We start from the raw sequence: 24,381 nt of genomic DNA on the forward strand, positions 1-24,381 counted from the left end.
TCCTTTTTCTTACTCTGCCGCGACCGTGGCGCTGACGCGCTGCTTGTCGTAGGCGTCTTTCTCATCTTCAGCGATTTCAACGACATACGGCTTGACGTCTTGCTTACGATGCGCCGGTTTGCCGTCGTCGCCCTTGGTCAGGATCGTGTGGCAGAACCAGTTGTCGTTGTCGCGCTCGAACTCGACCCGGTTGTGATACAGGCCCCACCGGCTTTCGGTGCGATACAGCGACGCCGCGGCCGCCATGTCGGCGCAATCGAGGATCGACGAAGCCTCCAGCGCCCGCATCAGCTCGTGGCTGTCGCGCACATACATGCCCTGATCCATGTCCTCGCGCACTTCTTCGAACCGCTTCTGGGCCAGTTCCATCTTGGCCGTCACTTTTGGCGGCTGCAGATAGTCGTTCACCAACCGGCGGGTCTTGTATTCGATCTGGTTGGGTGGAATGCCGTCGTCGCGCTTGGTCGGGGCCAGAACGCGGGTGCGTTCGGCATCCACCTCGCCCTGATCGAAGCTTGCAAAGTCCACATCCGCGATGAAATCCGCCGCGTCCAGCCCGGCAAAGGCGCCGTTGGTGAACGCCCCCAGCATATAGTTATGCGGCACGTTGGCCATATCGCCCGCCGCGTAAAGGCCGGGGATCGTGGTGCGGGCATGTTCGTCGACAAACACACCCGAGGCCGAATGGCCCGAGCAAAAGCCGATCTCCGAGATATGCATCTCGATCATCTGCTTGCGATAGTCGGTGCCGCGCCCTTGGTGGAAATGGCCGCGCGTGGGGCGTTCAACGATGTGCAGCACCCGCTCGATCTCGGCCACGGTTTCCTCGGCCAGGTGGTTCAGTTTCAGGTAAACCGGTCCCTTGCCGCCCTGCAATTCGTCATAAAATTCCTGCATCATCTGGCCCGACCAATAATCGCACTCGATGAAACGTTCGCCCTTGGCATTGGCGGTGTAGCCGCCCATGGGGCCGGCCACATAGGCGCATGCCGGGCCGTTGTAATCCTTGATCAGCGGGTTGATCTGATAACATTCGAGGTTCGCAAGCCCCGCGCCGGCGTGATAGGCCATGGCATAGCCTTCGCCCGAGTTCGACGCGTTTTCGTAGGTGCCATACAAATAGCCCGACGTGGGCAGACCCAATCGGCCTGCCGCCCCCAGCCCCATGATCACCGCCTTGGCACGCACGACCAGAAACTCGGCCGACCGTGTGTTGACGCAGATCGCGCCGGCAACGCGGCCTTCACCGGTCAGCAGGCGGGTGGCCATGTAACGGTTGATGATGTTGATACGGGCCTTGCGCAGCTGGCGGTACAGCGCCTTTTTCACCGTGTCGCCGTTGGGCATCGGCAGAACATAGGTGCCGATATGGTGCACCTTCTTGACGTCGTATTCGCCGTTTTCGTCTTTCTGGAACCGGATACCGAACTCGTCCAGCTCCTGAATGATACCATAGCATTCCTGGGCATAACGATAGACCGCCGCCTGATCGCAGATGCCGTCATTGGCGATGGTGATTTCCTTGGTGTACTGCTCGGGCGTGGCATAGCCCGGAATGACCGAGTTGTTCAGCCCGTCCATCCCCATCGAGATCGCGCCCGACCGTTTCACATTGGCCTTGTCCAGCAGGACAACATTCGCCTTGGGGTTCTTGCGTTTGGCCTTCAGTGCGGCCATCGGCCCGGCGGTTCCGCCGCCAATGACCAGAATGTCACAATCAATCTGTGTCAGGCCGTCTAGTATTTCGTCCATTGCCGGGCTCCTGCTGGGTCTCGCGTACAGGCTGCGCTGCGTTGCAGCGTCAGAATGTCAATTAGTTGTCAAGCTGGTCGGAAAGTTCCCGCAGATAGGGGAACGGATAGATCGCGCGGTCATGCCCGTCTGAAAAATGGACGTTCACGCCAAAACCTCCCACCGGGAACAGGCCGGTGATGGAAATGCCGGGCTGAACCGTGATTTCCCCGTGATCCAGACGTTCGCGCACGGACCAGGCGTCGCGCGCTTCGCGGCGCAACAGGGCGGCGGGCAATGTTGTTGTTTCGCCGCTGTCCCAATTGACATGCAGGTGCTGTGCGTCTGCGCTGGCGGTCATTTCTTCGATCATGGGTGGCTCCGATCTGTCTTTCGTTCACCCTCGCGAAACTTCGGATCGGCCAATAGCAATTACTTTACGGACAGGTGCCGCTGCGCTGCGGCAAGCAGGGGCAAGCCAGATTTGGAGACGCGCTCATGACCTATGTCGTCACAGACAATTGCATCGCCTGCAAATACACCGATTGCGTGTCGGTGTGCCCTGTTGATTGCTTTTACGAAGGCGAGAACATGTTGGTGATCGATCCCGTTGAATGCATCGATTGCGGCGTGTGCGAGCCCGAATGCCCCGCCGACGCGATTCGCGCAGATACCGAGCCGGACATGGAAAAATGGGTCACGTTCAACGCCAAATACGCGGCGCTGTGGCCGGTCATCACCGAGGCCAAAGAACCGATGGCCGATGCCGACAGTCTGGACGGCACACCCGGCAAGCTGGACACACATTTCTCGGAAACCCCGGCCGCGCCGGCCTTGTGAGGATTATCCCATGAACGCCCCCGCCAAAATCCTGCCCGACGCGCAGACCATTACCTCGGTCCAGCATTGGTCCGACACGTTGTTTTCCTTTCGCGTGACACGGCCACGATCGCTGCGGTTCCGGTCAGGCGAATTCGTGATGATCGGACTGCTGAAAGACGACGGGAAACCGCTGCTGCGCGCCTATTCCATCGCCTCGCCCAGCTGGGATGAAGAGCTGGAGTTCTATTCAATCAAGGTGCCCGACGGCCCGCTGACCTCGCGCCTGCAAAAGATCGAACCGGGTGACAAGATCATCCTGCGCCCCAAGCCCGTGGGCACGCTGGTGCTGGACGCGCTGCTGCCCGGCAAACGGCTGTGGATGATTGCCACCGGCACCGGCATTGCGCCCTTTGCGTCCCTGCTGCGCGACCCCGAAACCTTCGAGGCCTATGACCAGGTCATCGTCGCGCATACCTGCCGCACCAAGGCCGAACTGGCCTATGGCGCCGAAATCGTCGAGGCCCTGCCGGACGATCCGCTGATTGGCGAATTGGTGGGGGACAAGTTGAAATACTATCCCACCACCACGCGCGAACCGTCGCAGTATCAGGGCCGGATCAGCGACCATATCCGCGATGGCCAGGTGTTCGAAACGCTGGGTTTGCCGGCCTGGGCGCCCGAGGCTGACCGCGTCATGATCTGCGGCAACCTTGCGCTGAACAAGGACATCATGGCGCTGTGCGAGGCCCACGGCCTGCAAGAAGGCGCAAACTCTGCGCCCAAGCATTTCGTGGTGGAAAAAGCGTTTATTGACTAAGCCACAGAGCCTTCAACTCGTCCAATGTGGCCGTGCCGAATGTCACGCTGCTGGGCGTGACGAAGGCAGGGGTGCCCAGCACCTGCATCTCGACCGCGAAGTCGCGGTTATAGCCAATGCGGGCTGTCACGTCTTCGCTGTCCATCGCGGTCTGGATCTTGGAGAAATCCAACCCCTCGTCCTGCGCGATCCGCGCAAAGCTGGGTGTGTTCAGTGGCCCGCGCAAATGCCACAGCGCGTCATGCACCCGCGCATAGGCCGCGTCACCTGCCACCGATTGCACCGCCAGCGCAAACCGCGCCCCGCGCTCTGACCCCGGCGTCAGGATCGGCAATTGCCGCATCTCGATCCGCAACTCGGGATGCTCGGCCACCAGTGTCTCCAGCATCGGGTGCATCGCCTTGCACGGCGCGCAACGGTAATCGAAAAACTCGACCACGCGGATCGGCGCATCCGCGCGCCCCATGCCAAGGACCGGGGGGGCATCGAACATCGGCTGGTGGGGTTCCAGCCGCTCTTTCAGTTCGGCTTCGGCCCGCCGCGCCGACAGGATCTCCAGCGCCTCAAGGATCACTTCGGGGTTATCAAGGATATAGGCCCGCACCCGCGCATCCAGGTCGGGCTCGTGCGCGTGCGCCGTCGCCGCCCACAGCGCGCATATCAAAGGTGTAACAAGGGTTCGCATTTCACGGCCTCTTTCTTTGGGCCAAGTATAATTGCGCCGCAAACCGGGACGCGGAAATTCGCGTGCCTCGCGGGTCTGTGACAGGTGCCATCCCGAAACCGGCGTTCAAAACGGCACGATGCCAAGAAATCGATCAGTTGCGGGGTGATCGGGGCGCAGTTGCCCGTGATCGCTGGCGCCCGGTGCTGCGGTCAGCCGTCGCGCGCGTCGCTGCGGGCTTTCAACGCCCCAAGCAGGCGGTGGCTGCGCCGAAGCACCGTGACGACAGACCCCAGCGCGACGATCCACAGCACGCTCAGCAGAACCGGAACGCCAAGGACGGTGGGCGTCACGGCCGCCAACACCGCACCGGCGGTGACGGCGGCCATTCGGTGTGGTTTGGCCATCGGCCCGCGGAAATCTGCGGGCAGGCCCAACTCGCTGCCCAGGGCGCGGGTATAGGCCGTGGCAACGGCGCCGGCCGACGCGGCCCATCCCAGCGCCGGTTCCCCCACGGCCAGCCCCAGCCCGACAAGGATCAACACATCCGCCAGCCTGTCCGGCATCTCGTTCCAGAACGCCCCTTGTGGTGTGCCCAATCCGCCTTCCACCGCGACCATTCCGTCCAACAGGTTGCACAGCAGGCGCAACTGACACCCAAGCGCAGCCCCTAACAGGCAAAGGCTCTGCGCGCCTCCGTCGATCCAGGCCACGGCCCACAGCAACAGCCCCGCAAGCGCGGCGAACAGGATGGAGGTCTGCGAAATCAGGTTCGGCGCAACACCTGCGGTGGCCAGCGATGCGGCAATCTTGGCCGCGATCTTGGTGTCACGGCTGGCGAGGGGGCGGCGGTCAGGCATGTCGGTAAAGTGTAAACGTATAAAAGCAGGCGTAAAGCGTGGACACGGTCAGCGGAACGGCGATTGTCGCCAGCAGGGCCGGGGTGCCGGCCAGGCTGTGAACAACGCTCAGCAACGTGACCGAGACCGCGAACGCTGCCAGGGGAGGCAATATGAAACGCCGCCACCCGTTGCTGCGCTGAAAGATGCGTTCGATCATGGCCTTCAGGCCCAGCGTGATCACTGCGCTCAGAACACCCTGTACCACTGCCGCGATCAACGGGGCGGGCAGTGCGTAGGACCGGTTGGCGAAGAAGGCCCAGCCGCCCATCAGGATGAACCCACCGGCACCATGCACCAGCTTGCTTTGCATCAGGCTCATGTCACGGCCCAGAAATAGCGCACGACGTGAAAGAAGATCGGGGCCGAGAAGACGACCGAGTCCAACCGGTCAATGAACCCGCCATGCCCGGCAATCAGGTGGCCCCAGTCCTTGACCCCTTTGTCGCGCTTGATGGCCGACATCACCAATCCCCCGAAAAAGCCCATGACGGCGATCATCAGGGCCATCAGGAACGCCTGCCACATGGTGAACGGCGTCATCCACCACAGCCCGGCCCCCAGCAAGCTGGCGGTTAAAACCCCGCCCAGAAACCCTTCCCACGTCTTGGATGGCGACAGGACCGGCGCGATCTTGTGGCGCCCCATCAGCTTGCCAAAGACATATTGCAACACGTCCGACCCCTGTACGACGGCCACAAGGAATGCGATCAGCAGGATCGATTTGCCCTCGTATCCCGGAATGTTCAGGTCCATCAGCGCCGGCACGTGGCTGCCTGCAAACACACAGATCATCAGACCCCATTGCGTCTCGGACACGCGGGTCAGGAAATTCTCGGTCTCGCCGCGCAAGGCTGCGATGATGGGCAGGAACAGGAAGGCATAGACCGGGATAAAGATCGAATACAGCCCGTACCAGTCGATCCAGATCAGGTAATACTGAAACGGCAGCACCACATAGAACGCCGCCGCCAGGGCATAGTGATCGGCGCGCGACTTTGCCGTCAGCGTCAGGAATTCACGCATCGCCGCAAAGGACAGCAACGCGAACAGGATCACGGCCCCCGCCCGACCGGCCAGCATCGCAAAGGACAGCAACGCCACCATCGCCCACCACGCATTGACCCGCGCCACGAGGTTTTCAATCACCGGGTCGGTCTTGTCGGGGCCCAGCCGCGATTTCAGGGTGAAGGCCACCATCGATGCCACGATCAGCACGCACAACACGCCCGCCAGCAGAAACACAAATTCCATCGGTGCGCTCATCCGGTCTCTCCGCTTTCGCCCAGCTCAAGCAGCGCGGCATGGGTGCGTGCCAGGAACGCATCTTTGTCTTCCCCGTCTTGCAGCCACATCGCCGCGCCGAACCGAATGGTACACAGCAATGGCACCGGAAAGACCTCGCCCTTGGGCATCACGCTGCTCAGGTTTTCGATCCACACCGGCACCAGATCCACATCAGGCCGCTGCGTGGCCAGATGAAACAGGCCTGACTTGAACGGCAACAAAGGCGCGTCGGTCGTGTTCCGCGTCCCCTCGGGGAACAGGATCAACGAACTGCCCGCATCCAGTGCCTCGGCCATCAGGGCGATGGGGTCTTCGGTACGCGTGTCCGGGTTGCGGTCGATCAGAACCGCGTTGAACACCTCGCGGCCCACAAAGGACTTGGGCCTTGACGTCAGCCAATAGTCGCCCGCGGCCACCGGACGCGTGCGCCGACGCATATGGGGCGGCAGCACCGACCAGACCAGAACAAAATCGCCATTGCTGGTGTGGTTTGCGAAATAGACCCGTTTCTTGGCAACAGGTTCAACCCCGTCCCAAATGGCCCGAACCGCCGTCACGACGCGGGCAAACAGGATAATCATCTCTGCTGTCACAGCAGCAGACCAAGACTTAAAGGGCATACTCGGCATTCACTTTCTGCGGAACACGGGTTCAGTTTGACCACGCCACACCAAAAGGCAATGGCCACGAAACGCCGCCGCGCCTGGGCCACCTGTATACGTCACCTGTTGACTTCCACCTGTTGCGCAAGCGACTTACGCGTCAACCACACCCTTTTGCTTGAACCCAAGGCCCGTCTATGGCGATACCCACAACGATCCTGAACGGCTTTCTTGGCGCCGGGAAAACCACCCTGATGCAAAGCCTTCTGGCCCAAGCGCGCGCGGCGCAGGGCGTGACCCTTGGCGTCATCGTCAACGAGATGAGCACGCTGGACATCGACGGATCGGTTCTGGACACAACCGAGGTGATCTCGCGCCACAGCCCGCACTTCGCGTCAATCCCGGGTGGCAGCATCAGCAGCCGGGACGGGTTGCCACAGTTTCTTGACGCCGTGCGCAAAGTGCTTGCCGACGGGCAGGTCACGCATTTGCTGATCGAAACATCCGGCAGCACCCATCCCTGGCCTCTTTTGCAGGCCATTCGGGATATGCAAACCCTGCAATTGCGCGGTTTCCTGTCGCTGGTCGACACTGTTGTTCTGGCTCAGGACCACGATTTTGGCCGCGCCATCCACCCGCGCGCCAGCGCCCATTTGCAGGCGGGCCGCAGGGGTGTCGAGAACCTGCTGGCTGAACAGATCATGTTTGCCAGCCGCATCCTGCTCAGCAAGGTCGACAAGGTGGGGCCCGAGGTGCCGCAGCACGTGGCGCAGGCGATCCACCCGCTGAACCCCTTTGCCGACATCGCCGCGATGCAATGGGGCAACCTGAGGTTAGAGAACGTGTTGTCGCTGCCCGAATACGACTTTGCGCGGGTGCAGACGCTGGGGGATGAGCTGACACAATGGGACGCCGACCATGGCACCGATACCATGGCACACCCGGAAAGCTACAAGATCGGCAGCCGTGTCCTGCGCGACCCGCGACCCTTTCACCCGCAACGCCTTTGGGACGTGTATAACAAGTTCCTTGGCATCGGGATTTACCGCAGCAAGGGCTTTTTCTGGCTGCCCAGCCGCGACAACCTTGTGCTGCTGTGGAACCAGACCGGCGGCAGTGTCGGGCTTGAGATTCTGAACTACTGGAAGGTCAGCGCCCTACAGGATGAAAGCCTGAACCTGTCAGAGCAGGAGAAGGAAGTGATGCAGGCCAAACTGGCCCAGGCCGACCCCGATTTTGGGGACCGCCGCTGCCAGCTTACCGTGATTGGGAACGAGGCCGAACTGGACGCCTTCGTCGACGCCCTGCAAACCTGTTTTTGTGACGATGCAGAGATTGCGGCGTGGAAGGCCGGGGAAGCCTTCGCCGACCCGTGGCCCCAAACCGTCACAACGCTGAAGTCCTAGGGGCTGCAGAGTTTAAACTTAGGGGCGTTGGCGGGGTGGAAACTTTAACAACCCCGTTAAAGTTTTTGGTCAGCCGTTGCGGGGCAGGGCGATGTCTCCGTCAAAGAAATGCAGGTGCTCGGCCGCGGTTTCGACCCCCACCAGATCCCCCCGCGCCACCTTGCGAATGCCGGGCAATCGCACGCGCAGCTCGTCCACGCCCGGTGTCTCGCCATAGATATAGGTCTCGCCGCCCAGCTCCTCGGTCAGAGTTACGCGGATATCCATCAACCCCGCGCCGGCGGTTGTCAGGGTCAGGTGATCGGGGCGGATCCCGACCTCGGTCACCTTTGAAACATCTATGTTTTCAGGGGGTTGGAAGGTGGATGTGTCTGGCAGTTCCAGTCCCGTCCCCGAGGTTGTGACCGGCAGAAAGTTCATCATGGGCGAGCCGATAAACCCGGCAACGAACTTGTTGACGGGGTTCAGGTACAGATCCATCGGTGTGCCGATCTGCTCCACCCTTCCGGCGCGCAGCACCACGATCCGGTCTGCCAGCGTCATCGCCTCAACCTGGTCATGGGTGACATAGATCATCGTCCCCCCAATCTTGGCATGCAACCGCGCCAATTCCTTGCGCATCGAAACCCGCAGCTCGGCATCCAGATTGGAAAGCGGTTCGTCGAACAGGAAAATCTTGGGATCGCGAACAATGGCGCGGCCGATCGCAACACGCTGCCGCTGGCCGCCAGACAGCGCCTTGGGGCGGCGATCCAGCAGCATGTCGATCTGCAACAACTTGGCTGCCTCGGCCACGCGCCGCTGAATTTCGTCCTTGGCTATCTTCATGTTTTCCAAGGCAAAAGACATGTTTTCGGCGACGGTCATATGCGGGTACAGCGCATAGCTTTGGAACACCATTGCCAGGTCGCGGTCGCTGTCATGTGTGACGTCCTGGCCATCGATCAGAATGGTGCCATCGCTGACTTTCTCCAACCCTGCGATCAAGCGCAACAGGGTGGATTTTCCGCAGCCCGAAGGGCCCACCAGCACCACGAACTCGCCATCCTTGGCGGTCACGTTTACGTCGCGAATGACCTCGGTCGGACCAAAGGACTTGTTCAGTGCAATCAATTCCAGCTCGGCCATGTCAGCCCTCGTTCGTGTTGTTCAGGCGATAACTGTCCTGCACCAGTTCCACCGCCAGCGCACGGGCCACCGCATGGGCATCCTGCATGCCCATCTGGTGTTCGCCAACCTGCTGTGAAAGGAACGCCGCCACGGACCGGCGATAAACATCGTGTCGTGCAGGGATCGACAACAGCGCACGCGTGTCGTCCACAAAGCCCGCGAGGTTGTGGAAGCCAGCGGTTTCCACCACCTGGTCGAATTGCCGGGCCATGCCTGCGGGGCTGTCAAAGAACCACCAGGGCGCGCCAAGGCGCAGAGTGGGGAAGGCACCCGCAAGCGGCGCAAGCTCGCGCCCGTAGCCGGATTCGTCCAGTGTATACAGGATGATACGAAGATTGGGGTGAAAGCCCAGCTCATCCAGCATCGGTTTCAAGCCCGCCGCCCAGTTAAGCGGCCGCGGTATGTCATAGCCCATATCCTGTCCGAACCGGCTCTGAATATCGGGGGCGTAATTGCGCCAAGACCCGGCGTGGATTTGCATGACCAGCCCGTCATCGGCGCTCATCCTTGCCATCTCGGTCAGCATCTGTGCGCGGAACTGCGCGGCCTGATCTTTGGTGGCCCGGCCCGATAGCGCCGCGTCCAGCAGGGTTTGGCAGTCGGCCATGGGCAGAGTCAACGTGTGCGGCGTGTCAAACCCGTGATCCGTTGCAGTGGCCCCGGCCGCAATGAAGGCCGCGCGGCGCTGTCGCAGGGCCTCCAGATAGCTGGCCCAATCTGACAAGTTCTGCCCCGTTTGTTCGCCCAGCCGGGCAATGTCGCGTGCGAAGTCTGGATGTTCGGGATTGGTGACTGAATCCGGGCGGAAGGTGGGGATGACGCGGCATTGTCCGGCCAGCTCTTTGGCCAGCCGGTGGTGCCGTGACAGGTCGTCGACCGCAGAATCGGTCGTGGACAGCACGCGCACTCCAAACCGCCCCAGCAGTGCACGGGGCGCAAACTCGGGCGTGGCGACGGTTTCGGTGACCTGGTCGAATATGGCATCGGCGGTCTCGGCGCTTAGCCGTTGTTCGACGGACAAAACAGAGGACAGCGCGTGGTCCAGCCAGGTGCGGCTGGGAGTGCCCAGATACAGGTGGTAATTCGCGGCAAGCGTGCGAAATGCCTCACGCGGGGCGGCAATCCCGGCCGAGCCTGCGCCGGATACGCCCAGATCCTCGTACCGGTGGCCCTGGCTTGCCAGCATGCGCAGCAAATAGTGATCCGGTGTCAGCAGCAAGTCCGCGGCATTGCCAAACCTGAAATCGGCATCGAACCATTCCACCGGCACATGGCCGTGTGGGCTGTAGATTGGCAGCGCCTCGATCCCGTCCAGCAATTCGCGCGCAATGGCGCGCCGCGACGGCGTGTCTGGCAGCAATCGGTCAGGGTGCAATGTCAGCGGTTGTGTCATGCGGGCGCTCCTTGGAGATGTCTTACTTGTAAATACTGTTTAACTAGTTTACAAGTTAATTCGAGCGCAGAACGACTCGGGTTCAAACCGGGGTGCGCGCTTGCAAAGCATCCAGGGAGGAAAGGGATGAAACTCAAGGCATTGCTGGCCGGAACGACATTGGCCCTAGGCGGGTCGATGGCGATGGCCGAAGAATTGGTAATCTGGCACGATCTTGGCGATAACGGCATCAATTGGTTTGCCGAAGCGGGTGAGGCATTCAAGAAGATGCACCCCGATGTGACCGTGAAATCGGTCTCGTTCCCCACCGATCAGTGGTACGGTAAATCGATCGCGGCGCTGAACACCAACACCGCGCCGGACCTGTTGTACAACAACTACGAGCGTGTGATCCGCGTGGTGGATCAGACCGGCAAGGTGATGGATCTTTCGGATGTCTTTGCCGGCATGGCCGACACGGGCTTTCTGTCCGAGGCGGACCTGAACGTGGCGCGGTACGATGGCAATATGATCATCCTGCCGGTGCAGCGCGTTCAGATGGGTTTTGGCGCGCGGAAATCGTGGCTGGAGGCCGTGGGCGAGGACTTCCCCGAGACATGGGAAGACGTGCAGCGCGTGTCGGCCAAGTTCATCGCCGAAGACCCTGATGGCAACGGTAAGGACGACACCTATGGCCTGGCGCTGGAGGCTGCAAACCCGCGCGACCTGATCCACATGCTGGACCTTTATACCTTTGGCGCGGGCTTGCGGCACACGCTGATCGACGGGGCCGGCGAGATCGTGATTGACGAGCCCAAGCACAAACAGGTGCTGGTCGAGTTCCTGAAAACCTTCACCGATTACGGCTATGTTTCGCCGGATACCGTGACCCACTCGTTCCCGGAAATGTATCAGGTGATCGAGGGCGGCCGCGCCGGGATGTTCCGCGTCGGTGACTGGAACGTCAAGAAATGGGACGGCGCGGATGTGCTGAACGGGGACTTCCTTGTTGGCGAATGGCCGCAGCATTTCGACGATGTCGACAATGCGGTGGTGATCGGCGGCATGCGCGGCGTGGCCGTGCCGGACAACGCGCCCAACAAGGACATGGCGATCGAGTTTGCCAAGTTCCTGCTGAGCGTCGAGGCACAGCAGGCGTCGCTGAACAATGTCGGCGCCGCGGTGCGGGGGGACTTTGCGTTGGACGGTCTGTCCGAGCGTCGGTTGGTTTTTGCGCAGCCTGCGCATAACCTGAACGCCTATGACTTCCCGGAATCGGTGCATGCCTTCTATCCCGAGCTTGAGGCCGATTTCCACCGCGAGCTGCTGGAGGTTCTGGTGGATCCGCAGGATGACTGGGGCGCCTATGTGGACGCGCTGGCCGAGCGGATGCGCGCCAAACGCGACTCGCTGAAATAAAAGGACCGGACGGGGTACATTCATGACGACGCGTGCAAATGCCCCGTCCGTTTCCGTTCTCGCCCGGCGCTGGCTGGGCGAAAACGCCACGTTTTACCTGTTTGCGGCGCCATTTGCCGCGCTGACCATCGTGATGGGCCTGTGGCCCATCGCGCTGTCGATCCAGACCTCGTTCACCGAAAGCTATACCGCGCTCAGCCCCCAGCCGACCTATGTGGGCTTTGCCAATTACATCGAGGTATTCGGTGACCCGGTTTTCACCAAATCCGCCTGGCTGACGCTGCGCTATACAGTGCTGGCGGTGGTGCTGAACCTTGTGATCGCGCTGTTTTACGCGATGTTCCTCAGCTCGGTCCTGTTGTCGCGCGGGGCGTGGATATTCAAGCTGTGCTGCTTTCTGCCGGTCGTGACGCCCGATGTGGCGGGCTATATCGTGTGGAAATGGATGTATTCGGGCGATTTCGGCGCGGTTAACGCGGCGCTGACGGCGCTGGGCCTGCCGGAGTTTGGTGGCGTGTCACAGGTTTCCACCGTGACGCTGGCCATCCTGATCGCCGAGATGTGGTATCATGTCGGCTTTTATGTCGTGATCTTTCTGGCCAATTTCGCCATGCTGGACCGCACGCTGGACGAGGCCGCGCATCTGGACAAGGCCGGGTTCTGGCGCAAGTTCACCCGCGTGACCCTGCCGCAGCTGCGCCCGGCGATCACCATCAACTCTATCTATGCGCTGATCCAGTTCCTTAAGACCTTCACGGTGGTTGTGGTGATCACCAAGGGCGGGCCGGGCACAGCGACCAATTTTGTCTCGTACTACGCTTATCGCCAGTTCGATCAGGCGCAATACGGCACCGCGACGGCCATGGCGACGATCCTGTTCTCGGTCATCATGGTGCTGGCCTTCGCGCTGTACTGGTACAACCAGCGGAGGGATTGGCGATGAGCCGCGACACCGCCCTGCGCATTGCGGCCTATGGCCTGGCCATCGCCGTGTCGGCGTTTTTTGTGTTCCCGTATCTGTGGATGATCTCGGCCTCGTTCAAATCGACCGAAGCGATTTTGACCGAACCCCTGCAGCTGATCCCCGACAGCCTGTCGTTCAAAGCCTATCGCGATATCGCGGTGATGTCGGGGGTGGGGCTGGGCACCTATGTGTGGAACTCGCTGTGGATCACGCTGGCCTCGACCGTCATCACGTTGCTGAGCACGGGGTTCGGGGCCTATGCGCTTTACCGCGCGCCGAAATTGCCGGGCTTTGGCCTGCTGCGCGTGGGGTTCCTGCTGGTGATCATGTACCCCTATATGCTGCTGGTGATGCCGGTCTATCTGGTGATGTTCAAGCTGGGCCTTTTGGGCACGGTCACGGGGATTATCCTGTTTCTCAGCGTGGGCCCGATCCAGTTTTTCCTGTTTGAACAGTTTTTCCGGTCGATCCCGCGCGAGGTGATCGAGGCCGCGCGTATGGATCGCGCCAGCGAGACGCGCATCCTGTTCCGCGTCGTGGCCCCGATGGCGCGGCCCGTGGTGGTGACTGTGACGCTGATCACCATCCTTTTGAACTGGGCGCAGTGGTTCCCGATCCTGGTGATCTCGCGCTCTACCGATACCTATACGTTGCCGGTGGCGTTGTTGTCGCTGAACTCGGAACTGGGCGTGAACTTTCAGGGGATCATGGCCTTGGCCACGCTGACGACCCTGCCGGTGATCCTCGTTTATCTGGCAACACAGAAATACGTGATCGAGGGGATGATCTCAGGGGCGGTCAAGGGATGAGCGACCTGATAGACCGTATTCAGGCCGCCCGCACCCGCAGTATCGAGTGGATCGCGACCAGCCGCGCCCGGCTTGGCGGGGCGCCGGTGTTTCGTGAAAGCGCGGCCTGTGATCTGGAGGCCTGGCCCGGCATGGCGCTGCCGGGTACCTATAATATCGCGATGCTGGCCCGGCTGATCGGTGCGCCTTTGCCCGATGCGCCCGCCATGGCCAACTGGATCGCGGCCCAGCGGCAGCCCGACGGCACCTGGTGGCTGCACGGCATGGCCCCCGAAGATACGTTCAAGAAGGACGACCCGGTCGAGACACGGTTTTACCTGCAAGGTCATATCACCAATTACACGTTGGGCGGCCTGCAGGCGCTGGGCCGCGCGGTGACACCTCCTGACACCGCGCGACCCTATGCGGATGTGGCGGTGCTGCAAAACTGGATGGCGGGCCGCGATTGGGACGATCCCTGGCAAGAGGGCAACAACATCGTCAATCTGGGCAGTTTCCTGCGGCTGGCTGGCGCCGACGCGGCGCTGAACTGGCTGCTGGACTGGCACGTTGACCATGTGAACCCCGACACAGGCTTTTGGGGCAATGGGCAGGATACCGATCTGGGCCGCCTGCACGCGATGGCGGGCGCCTGCCACAATTACCACCTGTTCTTTGCCGCGGACCGCCCGGTGCCGCATCTGGACAAGGCTGTGGACTATTGCCTGAGCCAGCCGCCGCATGTCGTCTCGGCCTGTATCGACGCCGATCTGGTCGACATCCTGGCCAATGCGCATGTCCTGATCAACCACCGGCGCGACGAGATCGCGGGGTGGCTGACCACACTGGCCCACGCGTTGCTGGATTTCCAGAACGCCGATGGCGGGTTTGCCGACGAAACAACGGGCACACGCCGCTTTGACGGCTGGGTCAACGGCTATACCGAACCACAGGGGATATCCTGCGGCTTCGCCACCTTCTTTCGATGGATCGCGCTGGCCATGATCGCCCGCGTTCTGAACCCCGCCGACCACAGCTGGAATTTCCGGCCGATGGTGGGCCTTGGCTATTTCAGGCACGGGTAGCGGTATGGAGAAAAGCGATCTGGCCGGCAACGCGGTGACATTTCTGCATGACGAGGATTACCTGAACGCGTTTCAGACCCCGCATATCACCGCAGACACATGGCTGAACGTCACCAACCGGCAGGGGTACGCGCTGAACGGTGATTGGGGCTTTGCCATTGATCCCTTTGACACCGGGTTCCGTCAGCGCTGGTTCGAATACGGTGCCGACACGGTGCCGCGCGCCCATGACTGGAACCCCTATCAGGCCGAAACCTGCACGCTGCCCGGCGTGTGGAACCTGTTTGCGCCTGAGCTGTTTCACTTCGAGGGCGGGGTGTGGTTTGCCCGGCAGATCGACGATATCCGCACCGCGCCCGACAACCGGCTGATCCTGCATATCGGTGCCGCGAATTACTGCGCGCGGGTCTTTGTGGGCGGGCGGTTTATTGGCCGGCATCTGGGCGGATCAACGCCGTTCAGCGTGGATATTTCGGACCACGTGCAGGGGCGCACGATGGTCTTGATACACGTCGAAAACCACCGCCAGCCCGACCGTCTGCCCAGCCATCATTTCGACTGGCTTCATTACGGCGGGCTGCATCGCGACATCGCGCTGTATGACCTGCCGGCCGAACACATCCGCGACGTCTTTGCCCGGCTGGACGGGGACGATGTGGTGGTGGATGTGGACACCACCGCCGGCCTATCCTTCGCGCAGGTGGATATCCCGGCGCTGAACCTGTCGGCCGAGGTGCCACTGACGGGCGGGCAGGGGCAGCTGCGCGTGGCCGCGAAACCGCGCCTTTGGTCGCCGGACGATCCGTTTTTGCATGACGTGACCGTCACGGCGGGCACTGACACACTGCATGACCGCATTGGCTTTCGCCATATCGAAACCTCGGGCAACCGGGTGCTGATCAATGGCCAGCCGACCTTTCTAAAAGGGGTCTGCGTGCACGAGGATGACGCGGAAACCGGCCGCGTCACCTCGCCCGAGGATATCCGCCGCCGGTTCCGCCATGCGCGCGAACTGGGGGCCAATTTCCTGCGGCTGGCGCATTACCCGCATCACACGGATGTGGCGCGGATCGCCGATGAGGAAGGCCTGATGCTGTGGGCCGAGATCCCGGCCTATTGGTCGATCCGCTTTGACGATCCCGGCACCCGCGCCGATGCGCAGAACCAGCTGGCCGAGCTGGTCCGCCGCGACCGCAACCGCGCCAGCGTGATCTTGTGGGGCCTTGCGAACGAGACCGCCGACACCCCGCCGCGCAACGCGTTCCTGGCCGATCTGGCGGCCCTGGCGCGGCGGCTGGACCCCTCGCGCCCTCTGGCGGCGGCGTGCCTGTTTAACCAGGACACGCTGACCATGCAGGACCGGCTGGCGCAGGTGATCGACGTGGTGGGCATCAACCAATACTTCGGCTGGTACGACGACAATATCAACGATCTGCGCCGCATTCTGGACCAGTACGATCTGAACAAACCGCTGGTGATCTCGGAGACCGGGTGCGATGTGCTGGCTGGGGATCAGGGCCCGGCGGATGCGGCCAATTCCGAGGCCTTCGGGGTGCGTTATTACCAAAACCAGATCGCTACAGTGGAAGGCCACGATGCTGTCGCAGGCTTTGTGCCGTGGCTTCTTTATGACTTCCGCTCGGCCCGCAGGCAGAATGGCGCGCAACGGGGGTGGAACCGCAAAGGTTTGATTGCCGACGACAAAACGACCTATAAGCAGGTCTTTCACACGCTGCGCGACTTCTACGCGCGGCTGAACGAAACGGAGGGGTAGGGCACTGGTTTCAGGACGCACCAAGCAGTTGTTCAACGCGGCGCTGGCCGAAGGTTTCGATCTGGCCAGTTTGCCCCGTGCCGCATCCGTGGGCGAGGCGCTGGCCGATCACCTGTGCGCCCATATCGTTCACCTGCGGCTGCGCCCCAACGATGCCGTATCCGAGACCGCCGTGGCCGAAGCTTATGGTGTCAGCCGCGCCCATGTCCGCGAGGCGATCCGCCTGCTTGAAACGCAGCACCTGATCAACCGCGTGCCGCAATCAGGCAACTATGTCACGCCAATCTCGGCCCGGCTGGTGCGCGAGGGGGCCTTTGTACGCCAATCGGTCGAAGAGGCCAACATTCGCGACCTCGCGGCGTCGATCACGGACGCGCAGATGTCGCTTTTTGCCGACCTGATCGAACATCAGACCCGCGCCTGCACCGAAGACGACCCCGCCCGGTTTCACGATCTGGACGAGGGGTTCCATCAGGCGCTGTTCGAGGCCACTTCGCGCGGGGCGGTCTGGCAATTCCTGCAACCCAGCAAGCTGCATGTCGACCGCGCGCGAATTGCGACGCTGGACCGGTCCTCCAGCATGCGGCGCGCGGTGGGCGAACACGCGCAAATTCTGGCCGCGCTCAAGGCAGGCGATGTCAGCGGCGCGGCGGTGGCCATGCAAACGCATCTGCGTCGCATCGACGTGCTTTTGGCCGAGCTGGACCGGCTGAAACCGGAATATGTCGAACTTGAGGGCACCCCCGGCACGGAACAGGTCGCACCTGCTTGACCTGACCGGGCAAATCGGCACCCTGATTGCAAAAGCAGAACGCAGGCGAGCCAGAACATGACCACCATCCGCATAGAACGCGACACCGCGCTGCCGGATGCACTGCGCGTGGCGCGCGCGCTCAGCGCCCCGCATCTGGGCCCACGCGTCTTGTTTTTCAGCGGCGGCAGCGCGCTGAACAGCATTTCCCGGCAGTTGAAGCGGTTTACCTTCAACTCGATCCACCTGATCACGCCCTTTGACAGTGGTGGCAGCAGCCAGGTGTTGCGGCAAGCGTTTGACATGCCCGCGGTCGGGGATTTGCGCAGCCGTCTGATGGCGTTGGCGGACGAAACCGATCTGGGGCAGCCGGATATCTACGCCCTGTTTACCCATCGTTTAACCAAGGATGGCGCGCAGGATCTTTTGCGCGCGCAGGTCGCACAGATGGTTGCGGGGCAGCACCCGCTGGTCGCCGCCATTCCCCGCCCGATGCGCAGCCTTATCCAGACTTTCCTGCAAAGCTTTGCAACCCACGTTCCCGCCGATTTCAACTATCGCAATGCCAGCATCGGCAACCTGATCCTTGCCGGCGGTTATATCATGCACGACCGCGCGCTCGAGCCCGTCCTGTTCCTTATGTCCAAGATGGTGGATGTGCGTGGGACCGTCCGGGCCGTCGTCGATGCAAACCTGCAATTGGGGGTGGAACTGTCAGATGGCCAGCGGGTGCTTGGGCAACGCGCGATCTCGGGCAAGGAGGTTCCGCCTCTGGAAACGCCTGTTGCGCGCGCCTTTATCACCGATGGCACGGCCGAACTGCCGGCTGCCGCATTGCAACTGCCCGAACGCAACCAGCGCCTGATCGAAACCGCTGATCTGATCTGCTATCCCCCCGGCAGCCTCTATTCCAGCGTCATCGCGAACCTTCTGCCTGCCGGGGTGGGGGCTGCTATTGCGGCGCGGCACGTTCCCAAGGTTTACCTTCCCAGCCTGGGCCGCGACCCCGAGGCGCTGGGCCATACGCTGGCCGACCAGGTTGCCGCGATCCTTGCGCCATTGCAGACAGACACGGACGCGCCGGCCAACAAGCTGCTCAGCCACGTCATTTGCGATCGCTCCGTATCGCAAAGTGCCGCGGCCGAAGTAACAAAGCGCCACGGCATTCCCTGCCTTCATTTGCCGCTGGCCAATGAGACCGGCACCAAATACGCGCCGGATCGCGTGTGCGAAATTCTGATCTCGCTGAGTGCCTGAAGGGGCGGTGGTTCAACCCGCATTTGGTGCCGGGCACCGACGCCATAACCGGGCGCGAGCCCGTGCAGGGGGGGCACGGTGTTGACACGCGGACAAACCAAAAAGGGCGCCCGGATGGGGCGCCCAATTTCTTTGGTTGCAGAACCGGATCACTCCAGCTCGATCAACAGGTCCTTGGCATCGATCTGACCGCCTGCGCTGACGTGCACCGCCTTGATGACGGCGTCGCGCTCGGCATGGATGCCGGTTTCCATTTTCATCGCCTCGATGGTCAGCAGCAGGTCCCCCTCGGAAACCTTCTGTCCGACCGTCACGCCAATACTGGCCACAACACCCGGCATCGGCGCGCCGATATGGTTGGCATTGCCCACCTCGGCCTTGGGCTGTGCTGCTGTGGCCGCGGCTGACTTGCGATCGGGCACGCGCACGATGCGCGGCTGGCCGTTAAGTTCGAAAAAGACCTTCACCTCGCCCACATCGTTGGTTTCACCCTGCGCCTGCATGCGAATTTCCAGCGTCTTGCCGGGGTCGATCTCGGCGGTGATCTCTTCGCCCGGCTCCATTCCATAGAAGAAGTTCTTGGTCGGCAGGGTGCGCACCGGGCCATAGGTCCGATGCCGGCCCATGTAATCCAGGAACACCTTGGGATACATCAGGTACCCGTTCAGGTCCTCGTTATCCACGTCGAACCCTTCCAGCTCGGCGCTGACCTCGGCGCGGGTTTTTTCCAGATCCACCGGCGGCAAGTGCTTGCCCGGGCGTTCCAGGTTCGGCGCCTCGCCCTTCAGAACCTTGTTCACGATACCTTCGGGGAAGCCACCGGGCGGCTGGCCCAGATTGCCGCGCATCATGTCGATCACGCTGTCGGGGAAGGACACCTCTTTGCCCGGATCCTCGACATCTTCACGGGTCAGACCCTGGCTGACCATCATCAGCGCCATGTCGCCCACAACCTTGGACGACGGGGTCACCTTCACGATGTCACCGAACATCTGGTTCACATCCGCATACATCTGCGCCACTTCGTGCCAGCGTTCCTCCAGCCCCAGGCTGCGCGCCTGCGCCTTCAGGTTGGTGAACTGACCGCCGGGCATCTCGTGCAGATACACCTCGGATGCCGGTGCCGCCAACCCGCTTTCGAACGCCGCGTATTGGCCGCGCACGGCTTCCCAATACTCGCTGATCTCGCGGATCGCCTTGATGTCCAGACCGGTGTCGCGGTCCGAATGGCGCAGCGCCTCGACGATTGATCCCATGCAGGGCTGCGATGTCCCGCCCGAGAACGCGTCCATCGCCGTATCCACCGCATCCACGCCCGCCTCGGCGGCGGCCAGGATCGTGGCACCCGCGATGCCGCTGGTGTCGTGGGTGTGGAAATGGATCGGCAGGCCGACCTCCTCCTTCAGCGCGGTGACCAGCATGCCCGCCTGCGTGGGTTTCAACAGACCCGACATGTCTTTCAGGCCCAGCACATGCGCGCCCGCCTCTTTCAGCGCCTGGCCCATGCCCACATAGTATTTCAGGTCGTATTTCGACCGCGCCGGGTCCAGAATGTCGCCGGTATAGCAGATCGTGCCCTCGCAGACCTTGCCGGCCTCAACCACCGCGTCCATCGCGACGCGCATGTTCTCCACCCAATTCAGGCTGTCAAACACGCGGAAAACATCAACGCCGGTCTCGGCCGCCTGCGCCACAAAGCTCTGCACCACATTGTCGGGATAGTTGGTGTAACCAACCCCGTTCGAGGCGCGCAGCAGCATCTGCGTCATCACGTTAGGCATCCGCACGCGCAGGTCGCGCAGGCGCTGCCACGGGCATTCCTGCAGGAACCGATAGGCCACGTCAAAGGTTGCGCCGCCCCAGCATTCGACGCTGAAGAGGCCGGGCAGGTTGGCCGCATAGGCCGGGGCCGCGTTGATCATGTCGATCGACCGCATGCGTGTGGCCAGCAGCGATTGATGCCCGTCGCGCATCGTGGTGTCGGTGATCAGCAGCTGTTTCTGCGCCGCCATCCAGTCGGCCACGGCTTGCGGGCCCTCGGCCTCCAGCAGGGTGCGGGTGCCGGGCGCGGGTTCGGCACGCAGTTCCGGACAACGCGGCGGCTTGGCCTCGGCGGACGGTTTGGCGCGACCCTCGGTCTCGGGGTGGCCGTTCACGGTGATATCGGCCAGATAGGTCAGGATCTTCGTGGCCCGGTCGCGGCGCGGTTTAAAGTCAAACAGCGACGGCGTCTCGTCGATGAACTTGGTGTGGTATTCGTTGTTCAGAAACGTGGGGTGCTTCAGCAGGTTTTCCACGAAGGCGATGTTCGTCGACACGCCGCGAATACGGAACTCGCGCAGGGCGCGGTCCATCCGGGCAATCGCCGCCTCGGGCGTGGGCGCCTTGGCGGTGACCTTGGTCAGCAGGCTGTCGTAATACCGCGTGATCACCGCGCCGGAATAAGCGGTGCCGCCGTCCAGGCGGATGCCCATGCCCGTGGCGCTGCGATAGGTCTGAATGCGGCCATAATCGGGGATGAAATTGTTGCGCGGGTCTTCGGTTGTCACCCGGCATTGCAGCGCGTGCGCCAGCAGCTTGATATCGTCCTGCGCCGCAACCCCAGTGGCCTCGGCCAGGCTCTTGCCCTCGGCGATCTTGATCTGCGACTGCACGATGTCGATGCCGGTGACCTCTTCGGTCACGGTGTGTTCCACCTGCACGCGCGGGTTGACCTCGATGAAGTAGAACTTGCCGGTGGCCATATCCATCAGGAATTCCACGGTGCCGGCGCATTCATAATTCACATGGGCGCAGATCTTTTTGCCCAGCTCGCACAGCTCAATCCGCTGTTCTTCGGTCAGGTACGGCGCAGGCGCGCGTTCCACGACCTTCTGGTTGCGTCGCTGGACCGAGCAGTCGCGCTCCCACAGATGATAGATATCGCCCATGCTGTCGCCAAGGATCTGAACCTCCACATGGCGGGCGCGCATGATCATCTTTTCCAGGTAACCTTCGCCATTGCCAAAGGCCGCCTCGGCCTCGCGCCGGCCTTCCAGCACCTTTTCCTCCAACTCATCCGGGCCCATGATCGGGCGCATGCCGCGGCCGCCGCCGCCCCAGCTGGCCTTCAGCATCAGGGGGTATCCGATCTCGGCCGCCTCGGCCCGGATCGCATCCATATCGTCGCCCAGAACCTCGGTGGCGGGGATCACTGGCACGCCGGCCTCGATCGCCACGCGCCGCGCGCTGGCCTTGTCGCCCAGGGCGCGCATGGTTTCGGCCTTGGGGCCAATGAAGGTGATGCCGTTTTCGGCGCAGGCATCGACAAAATCCGGGTTTTCCGACAACAGGCCATAGCCCGGGTGGATCGCGTCAGCGCCGCATTCCTTGGCCACGCGGATGATCTCGTCGATCGACAGATAGGCGGCAACCGGGCCCAGCCCTTCGCCAATCCGATAAGCCTCGTCCGCCTTGAACCGATGCAGGCCCAGCTTGTCCTCCTCGGCATAAACGGCGACGGTCTTCTTGCCCATCTCGTTCGCAGCCCGCATGACGCGGATGGCGATTTCCCCACGGTTGGCGATCAGAATTTTCTGGAATTCGGCCATGATGCTCCCCAATTTCGCACGCGCAGCAAGTGATACGTTGGTTACAAAACCGTAACAACCGCAGAAGTGGGTAGCATGGGGGCAAAAAAGGCGAAAAATCCGCCTTTTCTGAACCAATTTGTAGGACAATTGCCGCGTTTTGAGGCGAGTCTACTCAGCAGCGGACAATTTGTTGACGTCCTGATGTTCCAGGAACAGTGCATCCGCCCGCGCTTCGTCCGCCTCGGGGTCGGTGTCCAGCGCGCTCAGATCGGCAACAACCACCTGGTTGCGGCCGCGCGCCTTGGCGTCATACAGCGCGGCGTCAGCCACGCGCAGCAATTCCTGGGTGTCGGTGCCATGTTCGGGTGCATGGGCGATCCCGGCCGAGATCGTTATGCGCGGCAGGTTCTTTTCGCCGTACCGCACGGTGATGTTCTCTACGTCCCGACGCAGTTTTTCCGTGCGCTTCAGAACGTCGGCCTGCTGGACCTCCGGAAGGATCAGCATGAATTCTTCGCCACCCATTCGACAGGCAATTTCGTCGCCATCCTGACAACTGCGTTGCAACAGGTCCCCCACGGCACGCAGCACCAGATCGCCGGCGTCATGTCCGTGATTGTCGTTGAACTTCTTGAAGTGGTCGACATCCAAATACACCAGGCTGAACGTCGTTTCGTGGGTCCGTATGCGGTTGACCAGCTTGCGCATATGGTCGGTCATGTGACGGCGGTTGAACAGCCCCGTCAGCGGGTCGCGCACCGACCGCTCGTGCAACTGGTCGCGCATCTGCACGTTAGCGATGGCAAGGCTAATCTGTTCCGCGCACATCTGGGCCAGTCGCTGATTTGGCTTGAAGCCTTCGATCGGGACCATCTCCTTGGCGCGCAGATGCATCAGGCCAACCGTTTCCCCATGCGCCAGAATGGGGAAGCAGAAATAGGGTCGCTTGTCGTCCGGGTCCGTGTGTTCGCAGGCAAAATCAACCTCCGAGTTGCCATATGTGTAGGTGCGGCCGCGCCGCAGGCCCCAGCATTCCTCGGGGTGGATATGATCCTTGTGCGATCCACCGTTCCAACTGACGGCGCCATCCAAAACGTCCCGCGAATTCGAGTAGACATACACACTGCCCGAACAGTCCGGCAGCATATGCGTCATGAATCGGGCAACCATGTCGAACAATTCGTCCAGCGAGCGGCTGGATTGCAGCCATTCGTTCAACTCGCCCAGCAGGCGCACCTCGCGTGCCAACCGCATCTGTGATTTCAGGCCATCCCTCTCGGCGGTGCTGCGTTTTTCCAGCAATTGCAACTGCCGCCGGCCGGAACGAAACACCACCAGAACCACGACCAGCATAAGACCCAGGCCCATGGCCGACGTCGCTGCCAGCAGCAATTGCACCCGGTTGGCAAAAATGTCCCGGCGATTGGTGATGTCGATATAGAACTCGATGGCACCCAACACCCGTCCATTATCCAGGATCGGTGTATAGATTTCGGCCACCTCGCGATTCATTTCGCCGTCGACGGCAACAGCGTGCAGCTCAAACTCGTCAATTTCAGACGCATGTTTGGGTTCGTGCTTGTACACGATCTCGCCGTTCAGAACCAATTCGCTGAAAAACGGGTCGCTTTGCACGGTTCCGATGTCGCTTTCGCGACTGGACCACAAAACCAGCCCGGTCCGGTCGAACAGTTTGAACCGGTAGATGTCCGAGTTGTGCGTGATCGTCGACAACAGCGAGATGTCGGACGGCGTCAGGTTCTTTTCGGCAAAGGTTGATGGGGCATGGCTCAGCTGGTCAACAACCCGCTTGCGCCACAGCTTCGATTCCTGCTGCAAGTCCTGTTTCAACAGCTGATCCACAATCGGATATGGCAATTGCCGCGTTGCAACAAAGCAACCCGCGGCGATCACCAACAGCAGCAACAACACCGCATAGCTTTTGACCCTCGAAACGATGGTTTCGCGTTTGACGGTCTCTTCTAGTTCTTCCACCTAATT

At 61.7% G+C, this 24,381-nt stretch carries 21 protein-coding genes; 10 read left to right on the forward strand and 11 right to left on the reverse strand.

Going from position 1 to position 24,381, the window contains the following annotated elements; translation table 11 throughout:
* Positions 1-9: 9 nt before the first annotated feature.
* Together ACMU_RS16865 and ACMU_RS16870 are read right to left on the reverse strand one after the other, a co-directional pair.
* Positions 10-1,752, reverse strand: coding sequence for a fumarate reductase/succinate dehydrogenase flavoprotein subunit (locus ACMU_RS16865; RefSeq protein ID WP_035261969.1), 1,743 nt, complete (start codon positions 1,750-1,752; stop codon positions 10-12).
* 61 nt (positions 1,753-1,813) lie between these two features.
* A complete protein-coding gene (locus ACMU_RS16870) occupies positions 1,814-2,104 on the reverse strand; it encodes a DUF971 domain-containing protein (RefSeq protein WP_035261971.1) in 291 nt (96 codons plus the stop codon).
* Positions 2,105-2,229: 125 nt separating this feature from the next.
* On the opposite strand from ACMU_RS16870, the gene fdxA reads away from it, so the two are divergent.
* On the forward strand, positions 2,230-2,571 hold the full coding sequence (gene fdxA, locus ACMU_RS16875; protein ID WP_035261972.1) for a ferredoxin FdxA: 342 nt from the start codon (positions 2,230-2,232) through the stop codon (positions 2,569-2,571).
* A gap of 10 nt (positions 2,572-2,581) precedes the next feature.
* Positions 2,582-3,370: a ferredoxin--NADP reductase gene (locus ACMU_RS16880; protein ID WP_035261975.1), complete on the forward strand. Its 789-nt coding sequence runs from the start codon at positions 2,582-2,584 to the stop codon at positions 3,368-3,370.
* Here the strand turns inward: ACMU_RS16880 and ACMU_RS16885 are convergent.
* From ACMU_RS16885 to ACMU_RS16905, 5 genes are all read right to left on the reverse strand, one after another.
* Complete coding sequence (locus ACMU_RS16885) at positions 3,360-4,055, reverse strand: DsbA family protein (RefSeq protein ID WP_051588416.1); 696 nt, start codon at positions 4,053-4,055, stop codon at positions 3,360-3,362. The genes ACMU_RS16880 and ACMU_RS16885 overlap by 11 nt on opposite strands.
* A gap of 191 nt (positions 4,056-4,246) precedes the next feature.
* Complete coding sequence (locus ACMU_RS16890; protein ID WP_035261976.1) at positions 4,247-4,894, reverse strand: CDP-alcohol phosphatidyltransferase family protein; 648 nt, start codon at positions 4,892-4,894, stop codon at positions 4,247-4,249.
* Positions 4,887-5,255 carry a hypothetical protein gene (locus ACMU_RS16895; protein WP_035261978.1) on the reverse strand — a complete coding sequence of 123 codons (369 nt, stop codon included), beginning with the start codon at positions 5,253-5,255 and terminating at the stop codon, positions 4,887-4,889. The genes ACMU_RS16890 and ACMU_RS16895 overlap by 8 nt, the downstream gene beginning before the upstream one ends.
* Entirely contained in the window at positions 5,252-6,199 is a 948-nt protein-coding gene (locus ACMU_RS16900; RefSeq protein WP_035261980.1) for a phosphatidate cytidylyltransferase, read from the reverse strand. Before ACMU_RS16900 ends, ACMU_RS16895 begins: the two co-directional genes overlap by 4 nt.
* Positions 6,196-6,840 carry a lysophospholipid acyltransferase family protein gene (locus ACMU_RS16905; RefSeq protein WP_201769913.1) on the reverse strand — a complete coding sequence of 215 codons (645 nt, stop codon included), beginning with the start codon at positions 6,838-6,840 and terminating at the stop codon, positions 6,196-6,198. Before ACMU_RS16905 ends, ACMU_RS16900 begins: the two co-directional genes overlap by 4 nt.
* A 179-nt stretch (positions 6,841-7,019) precedes the next feature.
* Here ACMU_RS16905 and ACMU_RS16910 point away from each other — a divergent pair, with 179 nt between their 5' ends.
* A complete protein-coding gene (locus ACMU_RS16910) occupies positions 7,020-8,228 on the forward strand; it encodes a CobW family GTP-binding protein (RefSeq protein WP_035261985.1) in 1,209 nt (402 codons plus the stop codon).
* A 69-nt stretch (positions 8,229-8,297) separates the two neighbouring features.
* Here the strand turns inward: ACMU_RS16910 and ACMU_RS16915 are convergent, their stop codons facing one another.
* A complete protein-coding gene (locus tag ACMU_RS16915; protein WP_035261987.1) occupies positions 8,298-9,356 on the reverse strand; it encodes an ABC transporter ATP-binding protein in 1,059 nt (352 codons plus the stop codon).
* A gap of 1 nt (position 9,357) precedes the next feature.
* Positions 9,358-10,791, reverse strand: coding sequence for a glucuronate isomerase (gene uxaC, locus ACMU_RS16920; protein WP_035261989.1), 1,434 nt, complete (start codon positions 10,789-10,791; stop codon positions 9,358-9,360).
* Between the two features lie 126 nt (positions 10,792-10,917).
* On the opposite strand from uxaC, the gene ACMU_RS16925 reads away from it, so the two are divergent.
* The 7 genes from ACMU_RS16925 to ACMU_RS16955 are packed head-to-tail and all read left to right on the forward strand — an operon-like array spanning position 10,918 to position 18,808.
* Complete coding sequence (locus ACMU_RS16925) at positions 10,918-12,189, forward strand: ABC transporter substrate-binding protein (protein ID WP_035261993.1); 1,272 nt, start codon at positions 10,918-10,920, stop codon at positions 12,187-12,189.
* A 22-nt stretch (positions 12,190-12,211) separates the two neighbouring features.
* On the forward strand, positions 12,212-13,132 hold the full coding sequence (locus ACMU_RS16930; RefSeq protein ID WP_035261996.1) for a carbohydrate ABC transporter permease: 921 nt from the start codon (positions 12,212-12,214) through the stop codon (positions 13,130-13,132).
* On the forward strand, positions 13,129-13,962 hold the full coding sequence (locus ACMU_RS16935; RefSeq protein ID WP_035261997.1) for a carbohydrate ABC transporter permease: 834 nt from the start codon (positions 13,129-13,131) through the stop codon (positions 13,960-13,962). The genes ACMU_RS16930 and ACMU_RS16935 overlap by 4 nt, the downstream gene beginning before the upstream one ends.
* Complete coding sequence (locus ACMU_RS16940) at positions 13,959-15,026, forward strand: hypothetical protein (protein WP_035261999.1); 1,068 nt, start codon at positions 13,959-13,961, stop codon at positions 15,024-15,026. Before ACMU_RS16935 ends, ACMU_RS16940 begins: the two co-directional genes overlap by 4 nt.
* 4 nt (positions 15,027-15,030) lie before the next feature.
* Positions 15,031-16,800: a glycoside hydrolase family 2 protein gene (locus ACMU_RS16945; protein ID WP_035262002.1), complete on the forward strand. Its 1,770-nt coding sequence runs from the start codon at positions 15,031-15,033 to the stop codon at positions 16,798-16,800.
* Positions 16,801-16,828: 28 nt separating this feature from the next.
* Positions 16,829-17,572, forward strand: a complete 744-nt coding sequence (locus tag ACMU_RS16950) for a GntR family transcriptional regulator (protein WP_051588417.1) — start codon at positions 16,829-16,831, stop codon at positions 17,570-17,572.
* 57 nt (positions 17,573-17,629) lie between these two features.
* The gene (locus tag ACMU_RS16955; protein ID WP_035262004.1) at positions 17,630-18,808 is read left to right on the forward strand and encodes a GAK system CofD-like protein; all 1,179 of its coding nucleotides are present in this window, start codon (positions 17,630-17,632) and stop codon (positions 18,806-18,808) included.
* Between the two features lie 149 nt (positions 18,809-18,957).
* Here the strand turns inward: ACMU_RS16955 and ACMU_RS16960 are convergent, their stop codons facing one another.
* Positions 18,958-22,398 (reverse strand): pyruvate carboxylase, encoded by a 3,441-nt coding sequence (locus ACMU_RS16960; protein ID WP_035262006.1) that lies wholly within the window; start codon positions 22,396-22,398, stop codon positions 18,958-18,960.
* A 150-nt stretch (positions 22,399-22,548) separates the two neighbouring features.
* Positions 22,549-24,375 carry a sensor domain-containing diguanylate cyclase gene (locus ACMU_RS16965; protein WP_051588418.1) on the reverse strand — a complete coding sequence of 609 codons (1,827 nt, stop codon included), beginning with the start codon at positions 24,373-24,375 and terminating at the stop codon, positions 22,549-22,551.
* Positions 24,376-24,381: the final 6 nt, after the last annotated feature.

It is taken from the genome of Actibacterium mucosum KCTC 23349, assembly GCF_000647975.1.
Taxonomy (GTDB): Bacteria; Pseudomonadota; Alphaproteobacteria; order Rhodobacterales; family Rhodobacteraceae; genus Actibacterium; species Actibacterium mucosum.